This is a genomic window from Streptomyces sp. NPDC050548 (assembly GCF_044457385.1).
Classification (GTDB): Bacteria; Actinomycetota; Actinomycetes; order Streptomycetales; family Streptomycetaceae; genus Streptomyces.
In genome coordinates this window covers 257,438-272,906 of the sequence record NZ_JBITGV010000012.1, presented here as the reverse complement: position 1 = coordinate 272,906, position 15,469 = coordinate 257,438, and the positions used below count along the sequence as shown (strand labels likewise).

Sequence of the window (15,469 nt, the reverse complement as noted above, 5' to 3'; positions counted from 1 at the left end):
GTCGTCAGTCTCCAGGGGTAATTCGCAGGTCGTCGGGGGAAGCTGCCCGTACGCGGGCACCGTGAGGGTACCTGGTGCGGCTGGGCGGTGCTCCCGTGGTCGTACCCGCCGGATTCAGTTCCAGTCGGCGAGTGACGTGAAACCGTCGACGTCGGCGAGCTGCTCCGCCGTGCCCTCCAGGTCCTCCGGGAGGAGGCTCCACACGATGAAGTCGGTACGGACGTCGATCCAGGTGCCGTCGTCGGCGTGGACGTGCGCTATGCAGGCGTTGCGCAGGACGCCCTCGCTGATGCAGCCGATCTTCTGGGCGACCTGCTGGGAGGCGGTGTTGTCGGCGGCGGTGCGCAGTTCGATGCGCTCCAACTTCTGGTCGCCGAACAGCCATTGGGCGGTGGCGAGGGCGGCTTCGGAGGCGTAGCCCTCACCGCGGGCCCACGGGGCGATGATGTACGACAGTTCGGTGGACCGGACATGCCAGTTCGTCTTGGTCAACTGGACGATGCCGACGAGCCGTTGGGTGAGGAACTCGGTGACGGCGAGGTCGAGGCCGCGGCCCGAAGTCCGTTCGGCGGGCGCGTAGTGGGTGATCCACTCGCGGGCGCCGGCGACGGTGAACGGCTGGGGCACGTGGGTCCAGGCCGCGACCTGCTCGTCGTTCATCATCTCGGCCAGGGCCTGCACATCGTCCTCGTCGAGGGGCCGCAGCACCAACCGCTCCGTGCTGATGGAGATGTTGGGGAAGGTGCTAGTCATGCGCCACTCCGTAACCTTTGGAAAATGTTCAGGGCAACCTGAACTGCCCAGCATGCAGCATGAAAGCAGTGAACCGCACCACGGGGTCCACCCGCGGTGAGCGAGTGGACCCCGTGCGTGGTGTTACGCCGTATACGCCCCTGTCAGCCGGAAGTGACCGGCAGGACGGAGCCCTTGTACTTCTCCGCTATGAACTTCTTCACGTCGGCGGAGACGAGCAGCTTCGCGAGCTTTGCGACCCGGGGGTCGTCCTCGTTGCCGCGTTTGACGGCCAGGAGGTTGGCGTAGGGGTTGTCCTTCGCCGACTCCAGGAGGATCGCGTCCTTGGCGGGGCTGAGGCCCGCGTCCTGGGCGTAGTTGTTGTTGATGACGGCCACGTCCACGTCGTCGAGCGAGCGCGGGAGTTGGGCCGGATCCAGCTCCTTGAACTTCAGGTGCTTCGGGTTGGCCGTGACGTCCGCCGGGGACGCGTCGGTGCCCGCGCCCGCCTTGAGCGTGAGCAGCCCCTTGGCGGCGAGGAGTTTGAGGGCGCGCCCCTCGTTGGTGGTCTCGTTCGGCACGGCGACGGTGGCTCCGTCGCCGAGCTTCGCGATGTCCTCGATCTTCTTGGAGTACACGCCCATCGGCGGCAGATACGCCTTGACGACCGGGACCAGGTCGGTGCCCTTGCTCTTGTTGAACTCGTCGAGGAAGGGCTGGTTCTGGTAGAGGTTCGCGTCCAGCGAGCCCTCCTGGAGCGCGGTGTTCGGCAGGACGTAGTCCGTGAACTCCTTTATCTCCAGGTCGAGTCCGGCCTTCGCGGCGAGGTTGTCCTTGATGTACGTCAGGACCTCGCCGGCCGGCACGGCGGTGGCGCCGACGACGAGGGTGCCGTCGTCCTTGCCGCCGCTCTTGCCGGAGCCGGAGCCCGAACCGCAGGCAGTGAGGCCGAAGAAGGTCACGGCGAGTCCGGCCGCCGTGACGGCGATGCTCTTGCGCATGGTCGATCCCCTAGTCGGCTGCTCGGATCAGAAGGACGGGATGACGGAGCCGGCGTACTTGTCCTCGATGAACTTCTTCACCTCGGGCGAGGTCAGCAGCTTCGCGAGCTTCTTGACGCGCGGGTCCTTCTCGTTGCCCTTCTTCACGGCGAGGAAGTTGCCGTACGGGTTGTCCGTCGCGGACTCCAGGACGAGGGCGTCCTTGGCGGGCTTCAGGCCGGAGGAGATGGCGTAGTTGCCGTTGATGACGGCCGCGTCGACGTCGTCCAGGGAGCGCGGGGTCTGGGCCGCCTCCAGCTCCTTGAACTTGAGCTTCTTGGGGTTGTCGGTGATGTCCGCGGGGGTCGCCTCGTTGCCCACGCCTGCCTTGAGGGTGATCAGCTTGTTCGCCGCGAGCAGCTTGAGGGCACGGGCCTCGTTGACGCTGTCGTTCGGAACCGCGATCGTCGCGCCGCTCTTCAGGGCGTCGGCGCTCTTCACCTTGTGGGAGTAGAGGCCGAGCGGCTCCAGGTGGACCGTGACGACGGGCACGATGTGGGTGCCGTTCTTCTTGTTGAAGTCGTCCAGGTACGGCTGGTTCTGGAAGTAGTTGGCGCCCACCGAGCCGTCCTCGGTCGCCGTGTTCGGTGTGACGTAGTCGGTGAACTCCTTGACCTCCAGGTCGAGTCCGGCCTTCTTCGCCAGGTGGTCCTTGACGTAGTCGAGGATCTCGGCGTGCGGGGTGGGGCTCGCGGCGACGACCAGCGGTCCGCTGTAGTCGGAGGCCGAGGAGGAGCCCTTGTCCGAGCCGCAGGCGGAGAGCGCGAAGGTGAGCGCTCCGGCGGCGAGGACGGCGGTGGTGAGTTTTGCGGTGTTACGCACGAAAAGTGCCTTTCCTGAAGGGTGTCGCGTACTACGACCCCGCGGTGGGTGGTGCGGGGAGCCTGGGTGGGGGGGGTGGGCCTACGCGGCTTTCAGCAGCCGGAGCCTCGGCGCGGGACCCGACCGTCCGCCGCGCCGGTGCACGGAGCGGGCCGCGTAGTCGCCGGCGAACTGGATGAGGGAGATGACCACCGCGAGGATCGCCACGGTGATCCACATCAGCTGGGTCTCGAAGCGCTGGTAGCCGTAGCGGATGGCGATGTCGCCGAGGCCGCCCGCGCCGACAGTGCCCGCCATCGCGGAGTAGCCGATGAGCGCGACGATCGTCGTCGTGGTGCTGGAGATCAGCGAGGGCAGGGACTCCGGTACGAGGACCTTGCGCACGATGGTCCAGGTGTTGCCGCCCATCGACTGCACGGCCTCGACGAGCCCGCCGTCCACTTCGCGGACAGCCGTCTCGACAAGGCGCGCGAAGAAGGGGATCGCCCCGATCGCGAGCGGCACGATGGCGGCCTCGCGGCCGATGGTCGTGCCGGTGATGGTCCGCGTGAAGTTCATCAGCGCGACCATGAGGATGATGAACGGCAGCGAGCGGGCGACGTTCACGATCTGCCCGATGACCTTGTTGGCGGCGACGTTCTGGAGCAGTCCGCCGCGGTCGGTGAGGACCAGCAGGATGCCGAGCGGGAGTCCGCCGACGACGGCGATGACCGTGGACCAGCCGACCATGTAGAGCGTGTCCCAACACGCCTCGGACAGCAGGGGCTGCATCTCGGACCAGCTCACTTGGCACCTTCCTTCAGCAGTACGGGCTCCTGGCCCAACACGTCGATCTGCAGGCCCTGTTCGCGCAGGAAGCCGATCGGCACGACGTTGTCCTCGTAGCGGCCGGGCAGTTCGATGCGCATGCGGCCGACCTGGAGTCCGCCGACGGTGTCGATGGCGGCGCCGAGGATCGAGATGTCGATGTTGTAGGTGCGCGAGAGCTGGGAGACGACGGGCTGGGTGGCGGCCTCGCCGTGGAAGGTGACGTCGACGACGGTCCGGTCCTGGCCGCCCGCCTCGCCGCTGACGGGGAAGAGCGCGGAGGCCAGCTCGGAGCCGGGGGTGGCGAGCAGTTCGCTCACCGTGCCGGACTCGACGATGCGCCCGTTCTGCATGAGCGCGGCGGAGTCGCAGACCGACTTCACGACGTCCATCTCATGGGTGATGAGCAGGACGGTCAGGCCCAGCTGCCGGTTCAGGTCGCGCAGCAGCTGGAGGATCGAGCGGGTGGTCTCCGGGTCGAGGGCGCTGGTGGCCTCGTCGGAGAGCAGCACCTTGGGGTCGCCGGCCAGCGCGCGGGCGATGCCGACGCGCTGCTTCTGGCCGCCGGAGAGCTGGGCCGGGTAGGCCTTCGCCTTGTCGGCGAGCCCGACGAGGTCGAGGAGTTCGAGGGCCTTGGCGGATCGTTCCTTCCCCGACTTCCCGAGGATTTCGAGCGGCAGCTCGACGTTGTCCTGCACGGTCCGCGAGGAGAGCAGGTTGAAGTGCTGGAAGACCATGCCGATACGGCTGCGCGCCTGCCGGAGTTCCCGTCCGGCACGCGGTCCGCGCCCGGCGAGGGCGGTGAGGTCCTGCCCGTCGACGGTGACCGTGCCTGCGGTGGGTTTCTCCAGCAGGTTGACGCAGCGGATGAGCGAGGACTTGCCGGCGCCGGACTGGCCGATGACGCCGTACACCTCGCCTTCGCGGACGTGGAGGTCGACGCCGTCGAGGGCGGTGACCTCACGGCCGCGTGAGCGGTAGACCTTGGTCAGGCCCGATGTGGTGATCACTGGGGTTCCATGACTGTCGAGCACGCGGGCGTGGGTGTGCCCTCGTACGGATGGGAAATGTGCGCGGGGCGGCGTCGGTCGCGTGGGAAACACGGACACGCCACAACGGCTCGCTTCGGGGCGCGAGGCTCGGGGCGCGAAGCCCGGGGGTGGTGCGGGGGCCCTCTAGAAGGCGCACATTCGACACATACAACGAGCACCGGGCGTCAGGGTCGCCTCGGTCGCAAGGGTGCGGCAGCTCGTCGTGGTCATGGAATCAGTAAAGCAGACGTACGGTCCTGACAAAGTGCCGCTGTCCGCATGCCGGACAGCGGCGGACGCCCGTCAACCGCGCGCGGAGATCTCCACTCCCCCGTCGCTGACCAGCGCGGACAACGCTGACAGGTCACTCACAACAAGGTCGGCGTCCAGCTCCTGGGCCTGGTGCGTTGTGGCCAATGCCACGGTGATCATTCCGGCCGCGCGGCCCGCCCGGAGTCCCGCGGGGGCGTCCTCGAAGACGACACAACGGGCCGGGTCGACGCCCAGTTGGCGGGCGGCCAGGAGGTAGGGCTCGGGATCGGGCTTGCCGCGCGTGACGTCCTCGGCGACCACGAGGGTCTTGGGCAGGATGTCGGCGTGCGCGAGCCGCGCCTCGGCGAGCCGGCGGGTGGCGGAGGTGACGACGGCCCAGCGGTCGGCGGGCAACAAGTCGAGGAGGTCACGCGTGCCGGGCAGCAGAACCGCACCCCCGTTGGCCACGTCCTCCACCTCCAGCTCCTCGATCCGCGCGACCGCCGCCGGGACGACGTCGGCGGGCAGCAGGTCGGCGGCTATCGCCACGGCGGTCCGCCCGTGCAGTTCGACCCGGCCGAAGTCCTCGGCGGTGATCCCGAACTCCGCTGCCCACCGCGTCCAGCACCTGCGCACGGATTCGAGGGAGGAGACGAGCGTGCCGTCGTTGTCGAACAGGAGGGCCTCAGCATGGATCTTCATGTTCCCGACCCTACGGTCACCGGGTCTTTTGGCCCGTAATAGGGTCGCGGCATGCTTGATGCCCTGACGCTGGCGATCGGTGTCGCCGCGCTGCTGCTCGCCGCCTGGACCGGGTGGGCGGCCTACCGCGACCAGTCGACGAAGGACTGGCACTTCATCGGCATGGCCGTGGTCACTCTGCTGGCCACGGTCCAACTGGTGATCGGCATCGTGCAGTTGGCGCGCGGCGAGAAGGCGGAGCAGGGCACGGCGATCTTCGTGGCGTATCTGCTCGGCGCGTTCGCGGCGGTCCCCGCGGCGGCCTTCATGTCCCTGGCGGAGCGCACCCGCTGGGGCACGGCGACGGTCGCGGCCGGAGCCGTGGTCCTCGCCGTGCTCGAAGTCCGGCTCTACGACATCTGGGGAAGCTGAGATGACCACCGTGGAAGAGAACACCGCGGAAGAGAAGCCCAAGCGGCTCATCAGCGGGCCCGGCATGCTGCTCGTCTGGTTCTACGGCGTGATGGTCGTCGGCGCGGTCTCGCGCTCCGTCTACCAGATCGCCACCGAGTTCGACCGGGCCCCGCTCGCCTACTCCCTGTCGGCCGTCGCCGGTATGGTGTACGGCTTCATCACGTACTCCCTCATCCGCGGCGGCGAGAAGGCCCGCAGGGCGGCACAGGCGTGCTGCGCCGCCGAACTCGCGGGTGTCCTGATCGTCGGCACGCTGACCGTGATCGACAGCTCGGCGTTCCCGGACGCGACGGTCTGGTCGTACTACGGCGCGGGGTACATCTTCATCCCCGTGCTGCTGCCGCTGTCGGCGCTCTACTGGCTCCGGAAGAACCGCGCGGCCGACACCACCGGCACGGTCACGCCGTAGCGACGTATGCCTCGACCGGCTTCTCCAGGACGATCATCGGTACGCCGTCGTCGCCCTGGGAGGTGCCTACGGTCTCGTAGCCCACGCGGCGGTACAGGCGGAGGTTGCCCTCGCTGCGGTGGCCGGTGTGGAGGCGGAACTTCTTGGCGCCGCGTTCCTCGGCGAGGGCCGATTCGGCCGCGCGCAGAAGGCGGGCGCCGATGCCGTGACCCTGGAGGCGCGGGTGGACGCAGAGCTTGCCGATGGCCGCGGCCCCGTCCTCCGTCACCGTGCCGCGGACCGAGCCGACCACCTCCTCGCCCAGCCGGGCCACGAAGACGCAGTCGGAACCGAGTTCGGCCCGGACCGAGTCGAGACTCTGGACCAGCGGGTCGATGCGGTAGTTGCCGTACAGCGCCGCCTCGCTCTGGAAGCACAGGTACTGCAGCCTGAAGATCTGCTCCGCGTCCTGCTCGGTCGCCACCGAGATGGTCACACTCATGCCCATGTGCGCACGCCTCCCGCTCACCTGATCGCCATGTGGTTCTCACTCCTATCCCCGTGCTTCGCGGGCCGCAACCTCCGGCGCCAGCAATCGGCGAAGACATCCCAGACATCTGGAACGTTCCGGGCCGAGACTGCCCTGTGAGATACCCAACTCCCCCGCGATCTCGCGGTAGGTGAGGTCCTTGGGCGACAGCAGCGCCTCCATCAGACGCGGGCAGCGACCGGGCAGCCGGCGCACCGCGTCGTGCAGCGCGCGATGCCGCGCCGCCGTGATCGCGGACTGCTCGGGGCCGCTGTCGTCGTCCTCGACGGGATCATCGCCGTACGACTGTTCGAGACGAGCCGTGCGGCGGGTGCGCTGGGCCTCCGAGCGGACCGCGCGGCGGAGCCAGCGCTGGGGGTCGACCGGTGGGCCGGAGGCGTCGAGGCGTTCCAGGAGGCGGAGCCAGACGGCCTGTTCGAGGTCGGCCGATTCGGTTCCGGAGGCATATGCCTCGGCGGAGGCCTCGGCCGCGAGCAGTGGGCGCAGGGTGGAGAGGAGTTGGTGTGTCATATGCGGCACGACGTGGCCGCCCCGGCGGAAGGTTGCCGGGGCGGCCGTCTGTCACTCCAACGGGGCGCGGGCCTCAGCCGTTGACGAAGTCCGCGCGGGCCAGCAGACCGGTGTCGGCGTTGTCCGTGAAGACACCGTCGATGCCGGTGGCGAAGTAGCGCTTGAAGGCGCCGAACGCGTCGCCGTAGGCGTCCACGGCGGTGCCCTTGCGGTACTCCAGCGGCAGGAAGGGGTTTTCGTTGCGCATGGTGTAGGGGTGCAGGATCAGGCCCACCTTGTGCGCGTCGGCGACGAGGGTGGTCTCCTTGTTCAGGCTGCCGTCGGCGTTCTTCGTGATGATCAGGTCGAGCGTCGGGCCCAGGCCCTGCGCGTACGACGCGATCTCGGCGAGGCCCTTGGGAGTGACGAGGTCGTCGACCGTGCGCGGGTCGCCCAGGTCGACGAAGTCGAAGGGGCGGGTGCCCGTGCCGGACAGCAGCACCACCAGGTTGTTGCGGACCAGCTTGCTGATCTTCTGGATGCTGGTCGGCTCGAAGGACTGGATGAGGACCGGCGAGTTCCGCTTGTCCTTGCCGTGCTTGCGCAGGGTCGAGGAGAGCAGCTTCTCCATGTCGAAGCCGCGCTTGCGGAAGTAGGTGGGGTGCTTCATCTCGGGGTAGATCCAGACCTGCTTGCCGCGCTTACGGGTCTGCTCGTCCTGCCACTTGAGGACCTCTTCGAAGGTCGGGATCTCCCAGCGGCCGTTGTAGAGCGTGTTGTGCGGGCGGTTGGCCGGAATGCGCTCGATCGCGCGCAGGGTCTTCAACTCGGCGAGCGTGAAGTCCTCGGTGAACCAGCCGGTCGTGGAGACGCCGTCGAGCAGCTTGGTGGTCCTGCGGCTCGCGAACTCGGGGTGGTCGGCGACGTTCGTCGTGCCGCCGATCTCCGGCTCGTGCCGGCAGACCAGATGACCGTCCTTGGTGGGGACGAGGTCACCGGCCTCGACGATGTCGGCGCCCATGTCGAGGGCCAGGTTGTAGGAGCCGAAGGTGTGCTCGGGGCGGTAGCCGCTGGTTCCCCGGTGCCCGACGATCGTCGGCTTGGGCAGGTCCTTCAGACCGCCGCCGTGACGGGCCGTCGAGGCCTCGGCGGCTCTCGCCGTGCCCGCCGGTCCCAGTGCGGCCACTCCCGCACCGAGCACGGCCGCGCCGAGGAGCGCCCGTCGTCCCGTTCCGCCTGCTCGCTCGTTCGGCCCCTGCGTTCCCTGCGTGTCCATGAAACCTCCTGGCGTCGCCCCGTCGGTGCGCGCCGATCGTAGGTGCGCGTACATGACGAACGGGAGACCTCGGCCCGAACACGGCGGTGACGCTGGATGTCGTACGGACGGACAGGTTTGACACGCCATCAGCAAGGAACGCGAGATGTGTCACAACATGGCGGCCCGGTTACGGGGCGACTCCGGAGCGACACCGCAGGTAAACGTGCGTCAACACTGCGTAAGACCTCGGTGAACCCGATGTGCAATACGCGCCGCACCGCGAGTATCGTCCTCACCTGCACAGTTTTATATCGACCCCTTGACACCGGAGGGCCCGTTGTCCCGCTTCGTGCTCATCAAGGCAGTGCTCGGACCGATCATGCGCCTGATGTTCCGCACACGGGTGGAGGGCGCGGAGCACATCCCCGACGACGGCCCGGTGATCCTCGCCGGCAACCACCTCACGTTCATCGACTCGATGATCCTTCCGCTGGTCTGCGACCGGCAGGTGTTCTTCATCGGCAAGGACGAGTACGTCACCGGCAAGGGCTTCAAGGGCCGCCTCATGGCCTGGTTCTTCACCGGCGTCGGCATGATCCCGGTCGACCGGGACGGGGCGAACGGCGGCGTCGCCGCGCTGATGACCGGGCGGCGCGTGCTGGAGGAGGGCAAGGTCTTCGGGATCTACCCCGAGGGGACGCGGTCGCCCGACGGGCGGTTGTACCGGGGGCGTACCGGCATCGCCCGCCTCACGATGATGACGGGCGCGCCGGTTGTTCCCTTCGCGATGATCGGTACGGACAAGTTGCAGCCGGGGGGTGCGGGGATTCCGCGCCCGGGGCGGGTCACTGTTCGGTTCGGTGAGGCGATGGAGTTCTCCCGGTACGAGGGGATGGACCGGGATCGGTATGTGCTGCGGGCTGTGACCGACTCTGTGATGACTGAGGTCATGCGGTTGTCGGGGCAGGAGTACGTGGACATGTATGCGACCAAGGCCAAGGCGGCTTGAGGGTTCGTCGTCGAGTGCGGCTGTGTGGGGGCTGGTCGCACAGTTCCCCGCGCCCCTAAAGGCGTTGACCTCGCAGTAGGAACCAAGCCACCGCCGCTGTCGCGAGGAGCACCACCGCTCCCACGCCCGATGCCACGCTCAGGCCGCTCACGAAAGCCTCTCGCGCCGACGTCAGCATTTCCTGGGCCGCCTGGGTCGGCATGCTTCCCGCTGCTTCCACCGCGCCGCCCAGTGATTCGTGGGCGGCGCTCGGTGTTCCCGCCGGAGATGCGAAGCCCCGGTACACGCCCGTCACGATCGAGCCGAGTACGGCGATGCCGAGGGCCGCGCCGAGTTCGTAGGCCGTTTCCGAGACCGCCGAGGCCGCGCCCGCCTGCTCCTTCGGTACGGAGGAGAGGATGACGTCGGCCGTCACCGTGAAGGAGAAGCCGGCGCCGACGCCGACCACCAGCAGTGCGGCGCCGAGAAGTGGGTAGCCGGTCGACTGGTCGAGGGTCGTCAGTACGGCGAGCGCCAGGCCGACCGCCGCCAGGCCGCCCGCCACCACCGCGCGGACCGAGAAGCGGCGGGCCGTCCGGCCGGCGATGAGGCCGGCCGCCACCGCACCGACGGCGGCGGGGATTTCGGCCAGGCCCGCCTCGAACGGGCCCCTGCCCTGGACCAGTTGCAGGTACTGGGAGAGGAAGAACACCAGCCCGGACAGGCCGAGGATGGTCAGCAGGTCGGCCAGGACGGCCGCGCTGAAGCCCCGGTTGCGGAACAGGCGCATGTCCAAGAGGGGTGCGGGGAGCGTGAGTTGGCGGCGGACGAACCAGTACAGGGCCGCCGCGCCCAGTGCGCCCACCGCGAGTGCGGGCAGCTCGAAGCCGTGGGTCGCGGCCTCCTTGACCGCGTAGACGACGCCGATCACACCCACCAGGGACAGTGCGACGCTGGTCATGTCCCAGGGGCCGGGGTTCGGGTTCTTCGACTCGGGGAGCATCTTGATGCCGACCAGGACGAGGACCGCCATCACGGGCAGGTTGATGAGGAACACCGAGCCCCACCAGAAGTGTTCGAGCAGGAAGCCACCGGCTACCGGGCCAACTGCCGTACCGGCGGAGGCCGTTGCGCCCCAGATGCCGACCGCGAGGCTGCGTTCGCGCGGGTCGTGGAAGAGGTTGCGGATCAGGGCGAGGGTGGCGGGCATCAGGGTCGCGCCCGCGACACCGAGCAGCGCCCGGGCCAGGATCATCAACTCCGGTGTCGTGGCATAGGCGTTGAGGACCGAGATCGCGCCGAAGGCGGTGGCCCCGACGAGCAGGATGCGCTTGCGGCCTATTCGGTCGCCGAGGCTGCCCATCGACACGAGCAGGCCCGCGATGACGAAGGAGTAGACGTCGCCGATCCAGAGGAGCTGGGTGCCGGTCGGCTTCAAGTCCTCGCTGATGTAAGGGGTCGCGAGACCGAGGACGGTCGCGTCCACGGCCACCAGCAGCACGGCGAGCACGAGGACAGAGAGCGCGAGCCAACGGCCCGGGCGCTTCTCCGTCTCCGTCACAGCCGCCGGCTGCAGGGTGCTGGTCATGATTCCTCTCTCCGTGTTTCGTCTCTGCGTAGTGCGCCGCCGAGCAGCAGCTCGACGGTCATGTGCGTGAAGTCCTTGGGGGCGCCCTTGCCGCTCTGCACCAGCCACACCGCGGAGGCCAGCAGGCCGAACAGCGCCTCGGTGAGCCAGGCGGGCGTGAGGTCGATACGGAACTCGCCGCTCTGCTGGCCGCGCCGGAACAGGGCGGTGATGCGGTCGTCGACCCGGGCCCAGCCGGCGTGCTGCTCCTCGCCCTCGAACAGCTGGTTCTCGGTGTAGAGGAAGGCGAGCAGACCTGCGGCCGGTTCGGCCTCGCGGACGAGTCGCCGTACGGCGTCCTCGGCACGGCCGTCGTCCAGTCGCGCCGCGTCCAGGGCGGCCTCGCACTCGGCGATACCGAGCGCCTCCAGCGCCCGTACGAGCGCGTCGCGCCCCGCGAACTGGCGGTGCAGGGTGGCCCGGCTGATCCCGGCCGCCTTGGCGACCTCGTCCATCGTCGCGGTGGACTTGCGGGTCAGCAGGGCGGCGGCAGCGCGGAGCACGTGGTCGCGGTCGAGAGCCATGAGACAACCATAACCCACATGAGACACTCATGTCTCATCACGGGCATGCCTGCCTCACGGAGGGGGCGATCGTCGGGATCTCTCAGGTCAGTGCCAGGGCAGCTGCCCGCGCTTCTCCCAGTACGTGTGCGGGTCCTCGGCGAGTGCGGCGAGGCGGGCGAGCTGGTCGTCGTTCAGGTCCACGACCGCCGCGTGCAGGTTGGAGGCGAGTTGGTCGACCGTCGCCGCGCCGGAGAGGGCCACGCCCGCCCACGGTTCGCGCAGGATCAGGGCCAGGGCGATCGCGTCCGCACCCAGGGACGTCTCTTGCGCCACGGCCTTCAGGGCGTCCGGCGCGTACGGTCCCGCGAGCCTCCCGTTGGCCATGCCCTCCTTGACGATCACCGTGAGTCCGGCGTCGTGGGCCTCGGCCAGGGCGGGGCCGGCTGAAGTCTCCAGGGCGTTGTACGTCGACTGGACGGTACGGAAGAGGGGCGCGCCGTCGACCGTCACGGTGAGCGCGGCGCGGATGGCGTCCGCCTGGGCCGGGCCGCTCGTCGAGAAGCCGATGGTCACGCCCGTCGCCGCCGACTCGGCCAGTCTCGCGTGGAGTTCCTTGTCGGTGAGCGCCGGGCTGTCGGGGGTCACCGAGTGGATCTGGTAGAGGTCGAGGCGGTCGCCGAGCAGTTCGGCGGTTTCGCCGCGCTGGCGGTCGTAGGTCTGGACGGTGTGGTCCTTGACCTCGTGTTTCTCGGCGTCGGTGGTCCAGCCGGCGGTGTAGGTGTAGCCCCACTTGCTGCCGATGACCACGTCGTCGATGTCGGGGCGTGCGGTGAGCCAGGCCGCGAGGAACTCCTCCGAGCGGCCGTAGGAGCGGGCGGCGTCGAAGTAGCGGACGCCCTGCGCGTAGGCGGCGTCGAGGAGTTCGTGGGTGCGGGCGCGGAGGGCTTCTACGGTGCGGGTCTCTCCGAGGTCTTTTTCGCGGCCGAGGTTGATGTAGCCGGGGCGGCCCACTGCGGCGAGGCCCAGTCCGAGGTGGGCGGTGGGGGTGGTGGCGGTGGCGAGGCGGGCGAAGGGCATGCCGACAACGTAACTCGGGATGCCCTGTCGCCTCAGGATTCGGGTTGTTCGGTTGATCGGCGAGTGCGGGCGCGTTGGGGCTGGTCGCGCAGTTCCCCGCGCCCCCAAAAAGACTCGCCCTACCGCTTGTTTTTAGCCGTCGCCCACTCGTGTTGGACCGCCAAGTCCCGCTTCACTTCTGCCAGTTGGATCGCCACCGCGCTCGGGGCCGTGCCGCCTCGGGCGTTGCGGGAGGCCAGGGCGCCGGGGACGTTGAGGACCGTGCGGACCTCGGGGGTCAGGTGGGCGGAGATCTTCGCGAACTGTTCGTCCGTGAGGTCGTTCAGTTCGATGTCCTCGGACTCCGCGACCTTGACGCACTCGCCGGCGACCTCGTGGGCGACGCGGAAGGGGACGCCCTGCTTGACCAGCCACTCGGCGATGTCGGTGGCCAGGGAGAAGCCGGCCGGGGCCAGTTCCTCCATGCGGTCGCGGTGGATCGTCAGGGTGGCCATCATGCCGGTGAACGCCGGGAGCAGGACCTCCAGTTGGTCGATGGAGTCGAAGACCGGCTCCTTGTCCTCCTGGAGGTCGCGGTTGTACGCGAGCGGGAGCGCCTTGAGCGTGGCCATCAGGCCCGTCAGGTTGCCGATCAGGCGGCCGGACTTGCCGCGCGCCAGCTCCGCGATGTCCGGGTTCTTCTTCTGCGGCATGATCGACGAGCCCGTGGAGAACGCGTCGTGCAGGGTGACGAAGGAGAACTCCTTCGTGTTCCAGATGATGATCTCCTCGGCGATCCGGGAGAGGTTCACCCCGATCATCGCGGTGATGAAGGCGAACTCCGCGACGAAGTCACGCGAGGCCGTGCCGTCGATCGAGTTCGCGACGGAGCCGTGCTCGAAGCCCAGGTCCTTCGCCACCGACTCCGGGTCCAGCCCCAGGGAGGAACCGGCCAGCGCCCCCGATCCGTACGGGGAGACCGCCGTCCGCTCGTCCCACTGGCGCAGCCGCTCCGCGTCCCGGGACAGGGGCTGGACGTGGGCCAGGACATGGTGGGCGAACAGGACCGGCTGGGCGTGCTGGAGGTGGGTGCGGCCGGGCATCGCCACGTCGGGGTGGGCCTCCGCGAGGCCGACCAGCGCGTCCTGGAGTTCGGCGATCAGGCCGCCGATCGTCCGGGCGTGGTCCCGCAGGTACATGCGGAAGAGGGTGGCGACCTGGTCGTTGCGGGAGCGGCCGGCGCGGAGCTTGCCGCCGAGGTCGGGGCCGAGGATCTCCAACAGGCCGCGTTCCAGGGCCGTGTGGACGTCCTCGTCGGCGATCGTGCCGACCAGGGTGCCGTCGGCGACGTTCTCCGCGAGCTGGTCGAGGCCCGCGAGCATGCGGGTCAGCTCGTCGTCCGTGAGGAGGTTCGCCTTGTGCAGCACGCGTGCGTGGGCGCGGGAACCGGCGATGTCGTAGGGCGCGAGCCGCCAGTCGAAGTGGACGGACGCGGACAGCTTCGCCAGGGCCTCGGCGGGACCGTCGGCGAAACGACCGCCCCAGAGCCGTACGTCACCGCTGTTGCTGCTCACTTGCGCTGCTCCTCAAAGGCCGTGGACCGAGGGTCGTCGTTCCGTGGGTTCCTGCTGTGGTGTCCCTGCATTGTCTCGCATGACACCGTCTCGCATGCATGATTATGCAGAGCCCTGCATGATTCGTCAATTTTGAAAGACCCTTGAACAACCTTGAACACCAGCAACCGCTTTCCCGTACCTCTCGCCGAACGCAGGCGCCGCGTTTCCCCCCACGAGTCACCCCCAGTTCACCCCTGACCCGAGTGAGGCATTCGCATGTCCAGGGCTCTCCCCAAGTACAACAAGCGTCGCGTCGTGTTCATCGGCGGTGCCGCCGCCGTGGCGCTCACCGGTGCTGTCATCGCCGGTACCGCTCTTGCCGGGACGCCGGACAAGAGCAGCACCACGCAGAGCGCCCGCACGTTGTCCGACCCCGGGACGATCACCTGCCCGGACGTGAAGTCGCAGCTCCCCGCCGTGCCGGCGTCGGCGCAGGCCGAGGTCGACCGCAACCTCACCCTGCTCGACACGCAGATCACCGAGGCCAACAAGCGACTCGTCGACACCGTCGGACAGGGCGGCGCCAACTTCGTCCAGAACGCCATCCTCGGCCCGCTGAAGGACAAGCGCGTCTCGACCATCGACCGGATCGCCATCGCCATCGGGCGCCAGGGCACCAAGCCGACGGGGCTCGACTCGCTGGCCACTTGCACCCTGAACACCGGAACGGGCGATGTCGGCGGAGCCGGGACGGGTGGAACCGACACCGGGGCCACCGACACGGGGGCCACCGACACCGCGACCCCGAGCGCCACGGCGTCCGCCGCCGACGCGGCCGGGGACACGGATACGGACACCAACGCGGCGGTCGGCACGATCACCTGCCCCGACGTGAAGTCGCAGCTGCCCGCCGTCCCGGCGTCGGCGCAGGCCGAGGTCGACCGCAACCTCACCCTCCTCGACACGCAGATCACCGAGGCCAACAAGCGACTCGTCGACACCGTCGGACAGGGCGGCGCCAACTTCGTCCAGAACGCCATCCTCGGCCCGCTGAAGGACAAGCGCGTCTCGACCATCGACCGCATCGCGATCGCCATCGGGCGCCAGGGCACCAAGCCGACCGGGCTGGACTCCCTGGCCGCCTGCACGCTCACCAAGTGACGTGACAGGCAGCCGTGGCCGCCCCGATGAACGCCGGCCGGGGCGGCCACG

Annotated in this window: 17 protein-coding genes; 4 read left to right on the top strand and 13 right to left on the bottom strand. The window is 68.9% G+C overall.

The features are described from left to right. Window positions 1-114: 114 nt before the first annotated feature. The 6 genes from ACIBJH_RS30790 to ACIBJH_RS30765 form a co-directional block, all read right to left on the bottom strand. Window positions 115-753 carry a GNAT family N-acetyltransferase gene (locus ACIBJH_RS30790; RefSeq protein ID WP_399120130.1) on the bottom strand — a complete coding sequence of 213 codons (639 nt, stop codon included), beginning with the start codon at window positions 751-753 and terminating at the stop codon, window positions 115-117. Window positions 754-896: 143 nt separating this feature from the next. Beyond that, the gene (locus ACIBJH_RS30785; protein WP_399120129.1) at window positions 897-1,733 is read right to left on the bottom strand and encodes a MetQ/NlpA family ABC transporter substrate-binding protein; all 837 of its coding nucleotides are present in this window, start codon (window positions 1,731-1,733) and stop codon (window positions 897-899) included. 27 nt (window positions 1,734-1,760) lie between these two features. Beyond that, on the bottom strand, window positions 1,761-2,594 hold the full coding sequence (locus tag ACIBJH_RS30780) for a MetQ/NlpA family ABC transporter substrate-binding protein (protein ID WP_399120128.1): 834 nt from the start codon (window positions 2,592-2,594) through the stop codon (window positions 1,761-1,763). Window positions 2,595-2,675: 81 nt separating this feature from the next. After that, entirely contained in the window at window positions 2,676-3,380 is a 705-nt protein-coding gene (locus tag ACIBJH_RS30775) for a methionine ABC transporter permease (protein WP_399120126.1), read from the bottom strand. Beyond that, window positions 3,377-4,411, bottom strand: coding sequence for a methionine ABC transporter ATP-binding protein (locus ACIBJH_RS30770; RefSeq protein WP_399120125.1), 1,035 nt, complete (start codon window positions 4,409-4,411; stop codon window positions 3,377-3,379). Before ACIBJH_RS30770 ends, ACIBJH_RS30775 begins: the two co-directional genes overlap by 4 nt. Before the next feature lie 324 nt (window positions 4,412-4,735). Beyond that, a complete protein-coding gene (locus ACIBJH_RS30765) occupies window positions 4,736-5,386 on the bottom strand; it encodes an HAD family hydrolase (protein ID WP_399120123.1) in 651 nt (216 codons plus the stop codon). 51 nt (window positions 5,387-5,437) lie between these two features. On the opposite strand from ACIBJH_RS30765, the gene ACIBJH_RS30760 reads away from it, so the two are divergent. After that, entirely contained in the window at window positions 5,438-5,797 is a 360-nt protein-coding gene (locus ACIBJH_RS30760) for a hypothetical protein (protein WP_399120122.1), read from the top strand. Between the two features lies 1 nt (window position 5,798). Then, window positions 5,799-6,248: a hypothetical protein gene (locus ACIBJH_RS30755; RefSeq protein ID WP_399120121.1), complete on the top strand. Its 450-nt coding sequence runs from the start codon at window positions 5,799-5,801 to the stop codon at window positions 6,246-6,248. Here the strand turns inward: ACIBJH_RS30755 and ACIBJH_RS30750 are convergent. The 3 genes from ACIBJH_RS30750 to ACIBJH_RS30740 form a co-directional block, all read right to left on the bottom strand. After that, window positions 6,238-6,735, bottom strand: coding sequence for a GNAT family N-acetyltransferase (locus ACIBJH_RS30750; RefSeq protein ID WP_019066311.1), 498 nt, complete (start codon window positions 6,733-6,735; stop codon window positions 6,238-6,240). The two genes, ACIBJH_RS30755 and ACIBJH_RS30750, sit on opposite strands and share 11 nt — an antisense overlap. 45 nt (window positions 6,736-6,780) lie before the next feature. Next, complete coding sequence (locus ACIBJH_RS30745; RefSeq protein WP_399120120.1) at window positions 6,781-7,287, bottom strand: sigma-70 family RNA polymerase sigma factor; 507 nt, start codon at window positions 7,285-7,287, stop codon at window positions 6,781-6,783. A 73-nt stretch (window positions 7,288-7,360) separates the two neighbouring features. After that, window positions 7,361-8,542 carry a glycerophosphodiester phosphodiesterase gene (locus ACIBJH_RS30740; RefSeq protein WP_399120119.1) on the bottom strand — a complete coding sequence of 394 codons (1,182 nt, stop codon included), beginning with the start codon at window positions 8,540-8,542 and terminating at the stop codon, window positions 7,361-7,363. 319 nt (window positions 8,543-8,861) lie between these two features. Between ACIBJH_RS30740 and ACIBJH_RS30735 the strand changes: the two genes are divergently transcribed. Then, on the top strand, window positions 8,862-9,533 hold the full coding sequence (locus tag ACIBJH_RS30735) for a lysophospholipid acyltransferase family protein (RefSeq protein WP_381246014.1): 672 nt from the start codon (window positions 8,862-8,864) through the stop codon (window positions 9,531-9,533). 55 nt (window positions 9,534-9,588) lie between these two features. On the opposite strand, the gene ACIBJH_RS30730 is transcribed toward ACIBJH_RS30735, so the two are convergent. The 4 genes from ACIBJH_RS30730 to argH form a co-directional block, all read right to left on the bottom strand. Then, window positions 9,589-11,100, bottom strand: coding sequence for an MFS transporter (locus ACIBJH_RS30730; protein WP_399120118.1), 1,512 nt, complete (start codon window positions 11,098-11,100; stop codon window positions 9,589-9,591). Beyond that, a complete protein-coding gene (locus tag ACIBJH_RS30725) occupies window positions 11,097-11,663 on the bottom strand; it encodes a TetR/AcrR family transcriptional regulator (protein ID WP_399120117.1) in 567 nt (188 codons plus the stop codon). The genes ACIBJH_RS30730 and ACIBJH_RS30725 overlap by 4 nt, the downstream gene beginning before the upstream one ends. Before the next feature lie 87 nt (window positions 11,664-11,750). Then, a complete protein-coding gene (locus tag ACIBJH_RS30720) occupies window positions 11,751-12,722 on the bottom strand; it encodes an aldo/keto reductase (RefSeq protein ID WP_399120115.1) in 972 nt (323 codons plus the stop codon). Window positions 12,723-12,841: 119 nt separating this feature from the next. After that, window positions 12,842-14,275: an argininosuccinate lyase gene (argH, locus tag ACIBJH_RS30715; RefSeq protein WP_399120114.1), complete on the bottom strand. Its 1,434-nt coding sequence runs from the start codon at window positions 14,273-14,275 to the stop codon at window positions 12,842-12,844. A 258-nt stretch (window positions 14,276-14,533) separates the two neighbouring features. Here argH and ACIBJH_RS30710 point away from each other — a divergent pair, with 258 nt between their 5' ends. Continuing rightward, window positions 14,534-15,418: a hypothetical protein gene (locus tag ACIBJH_RS30710; protein ID WP_399120113.1), complete on the top strand. Its 885-nt coding sequence runs from the start codon at window positions 14,534-14,536 to the stop codon at window positions 15,416-15,418. Window positions 15,419-15,469 lie beyond the last annotated feature (51 nt).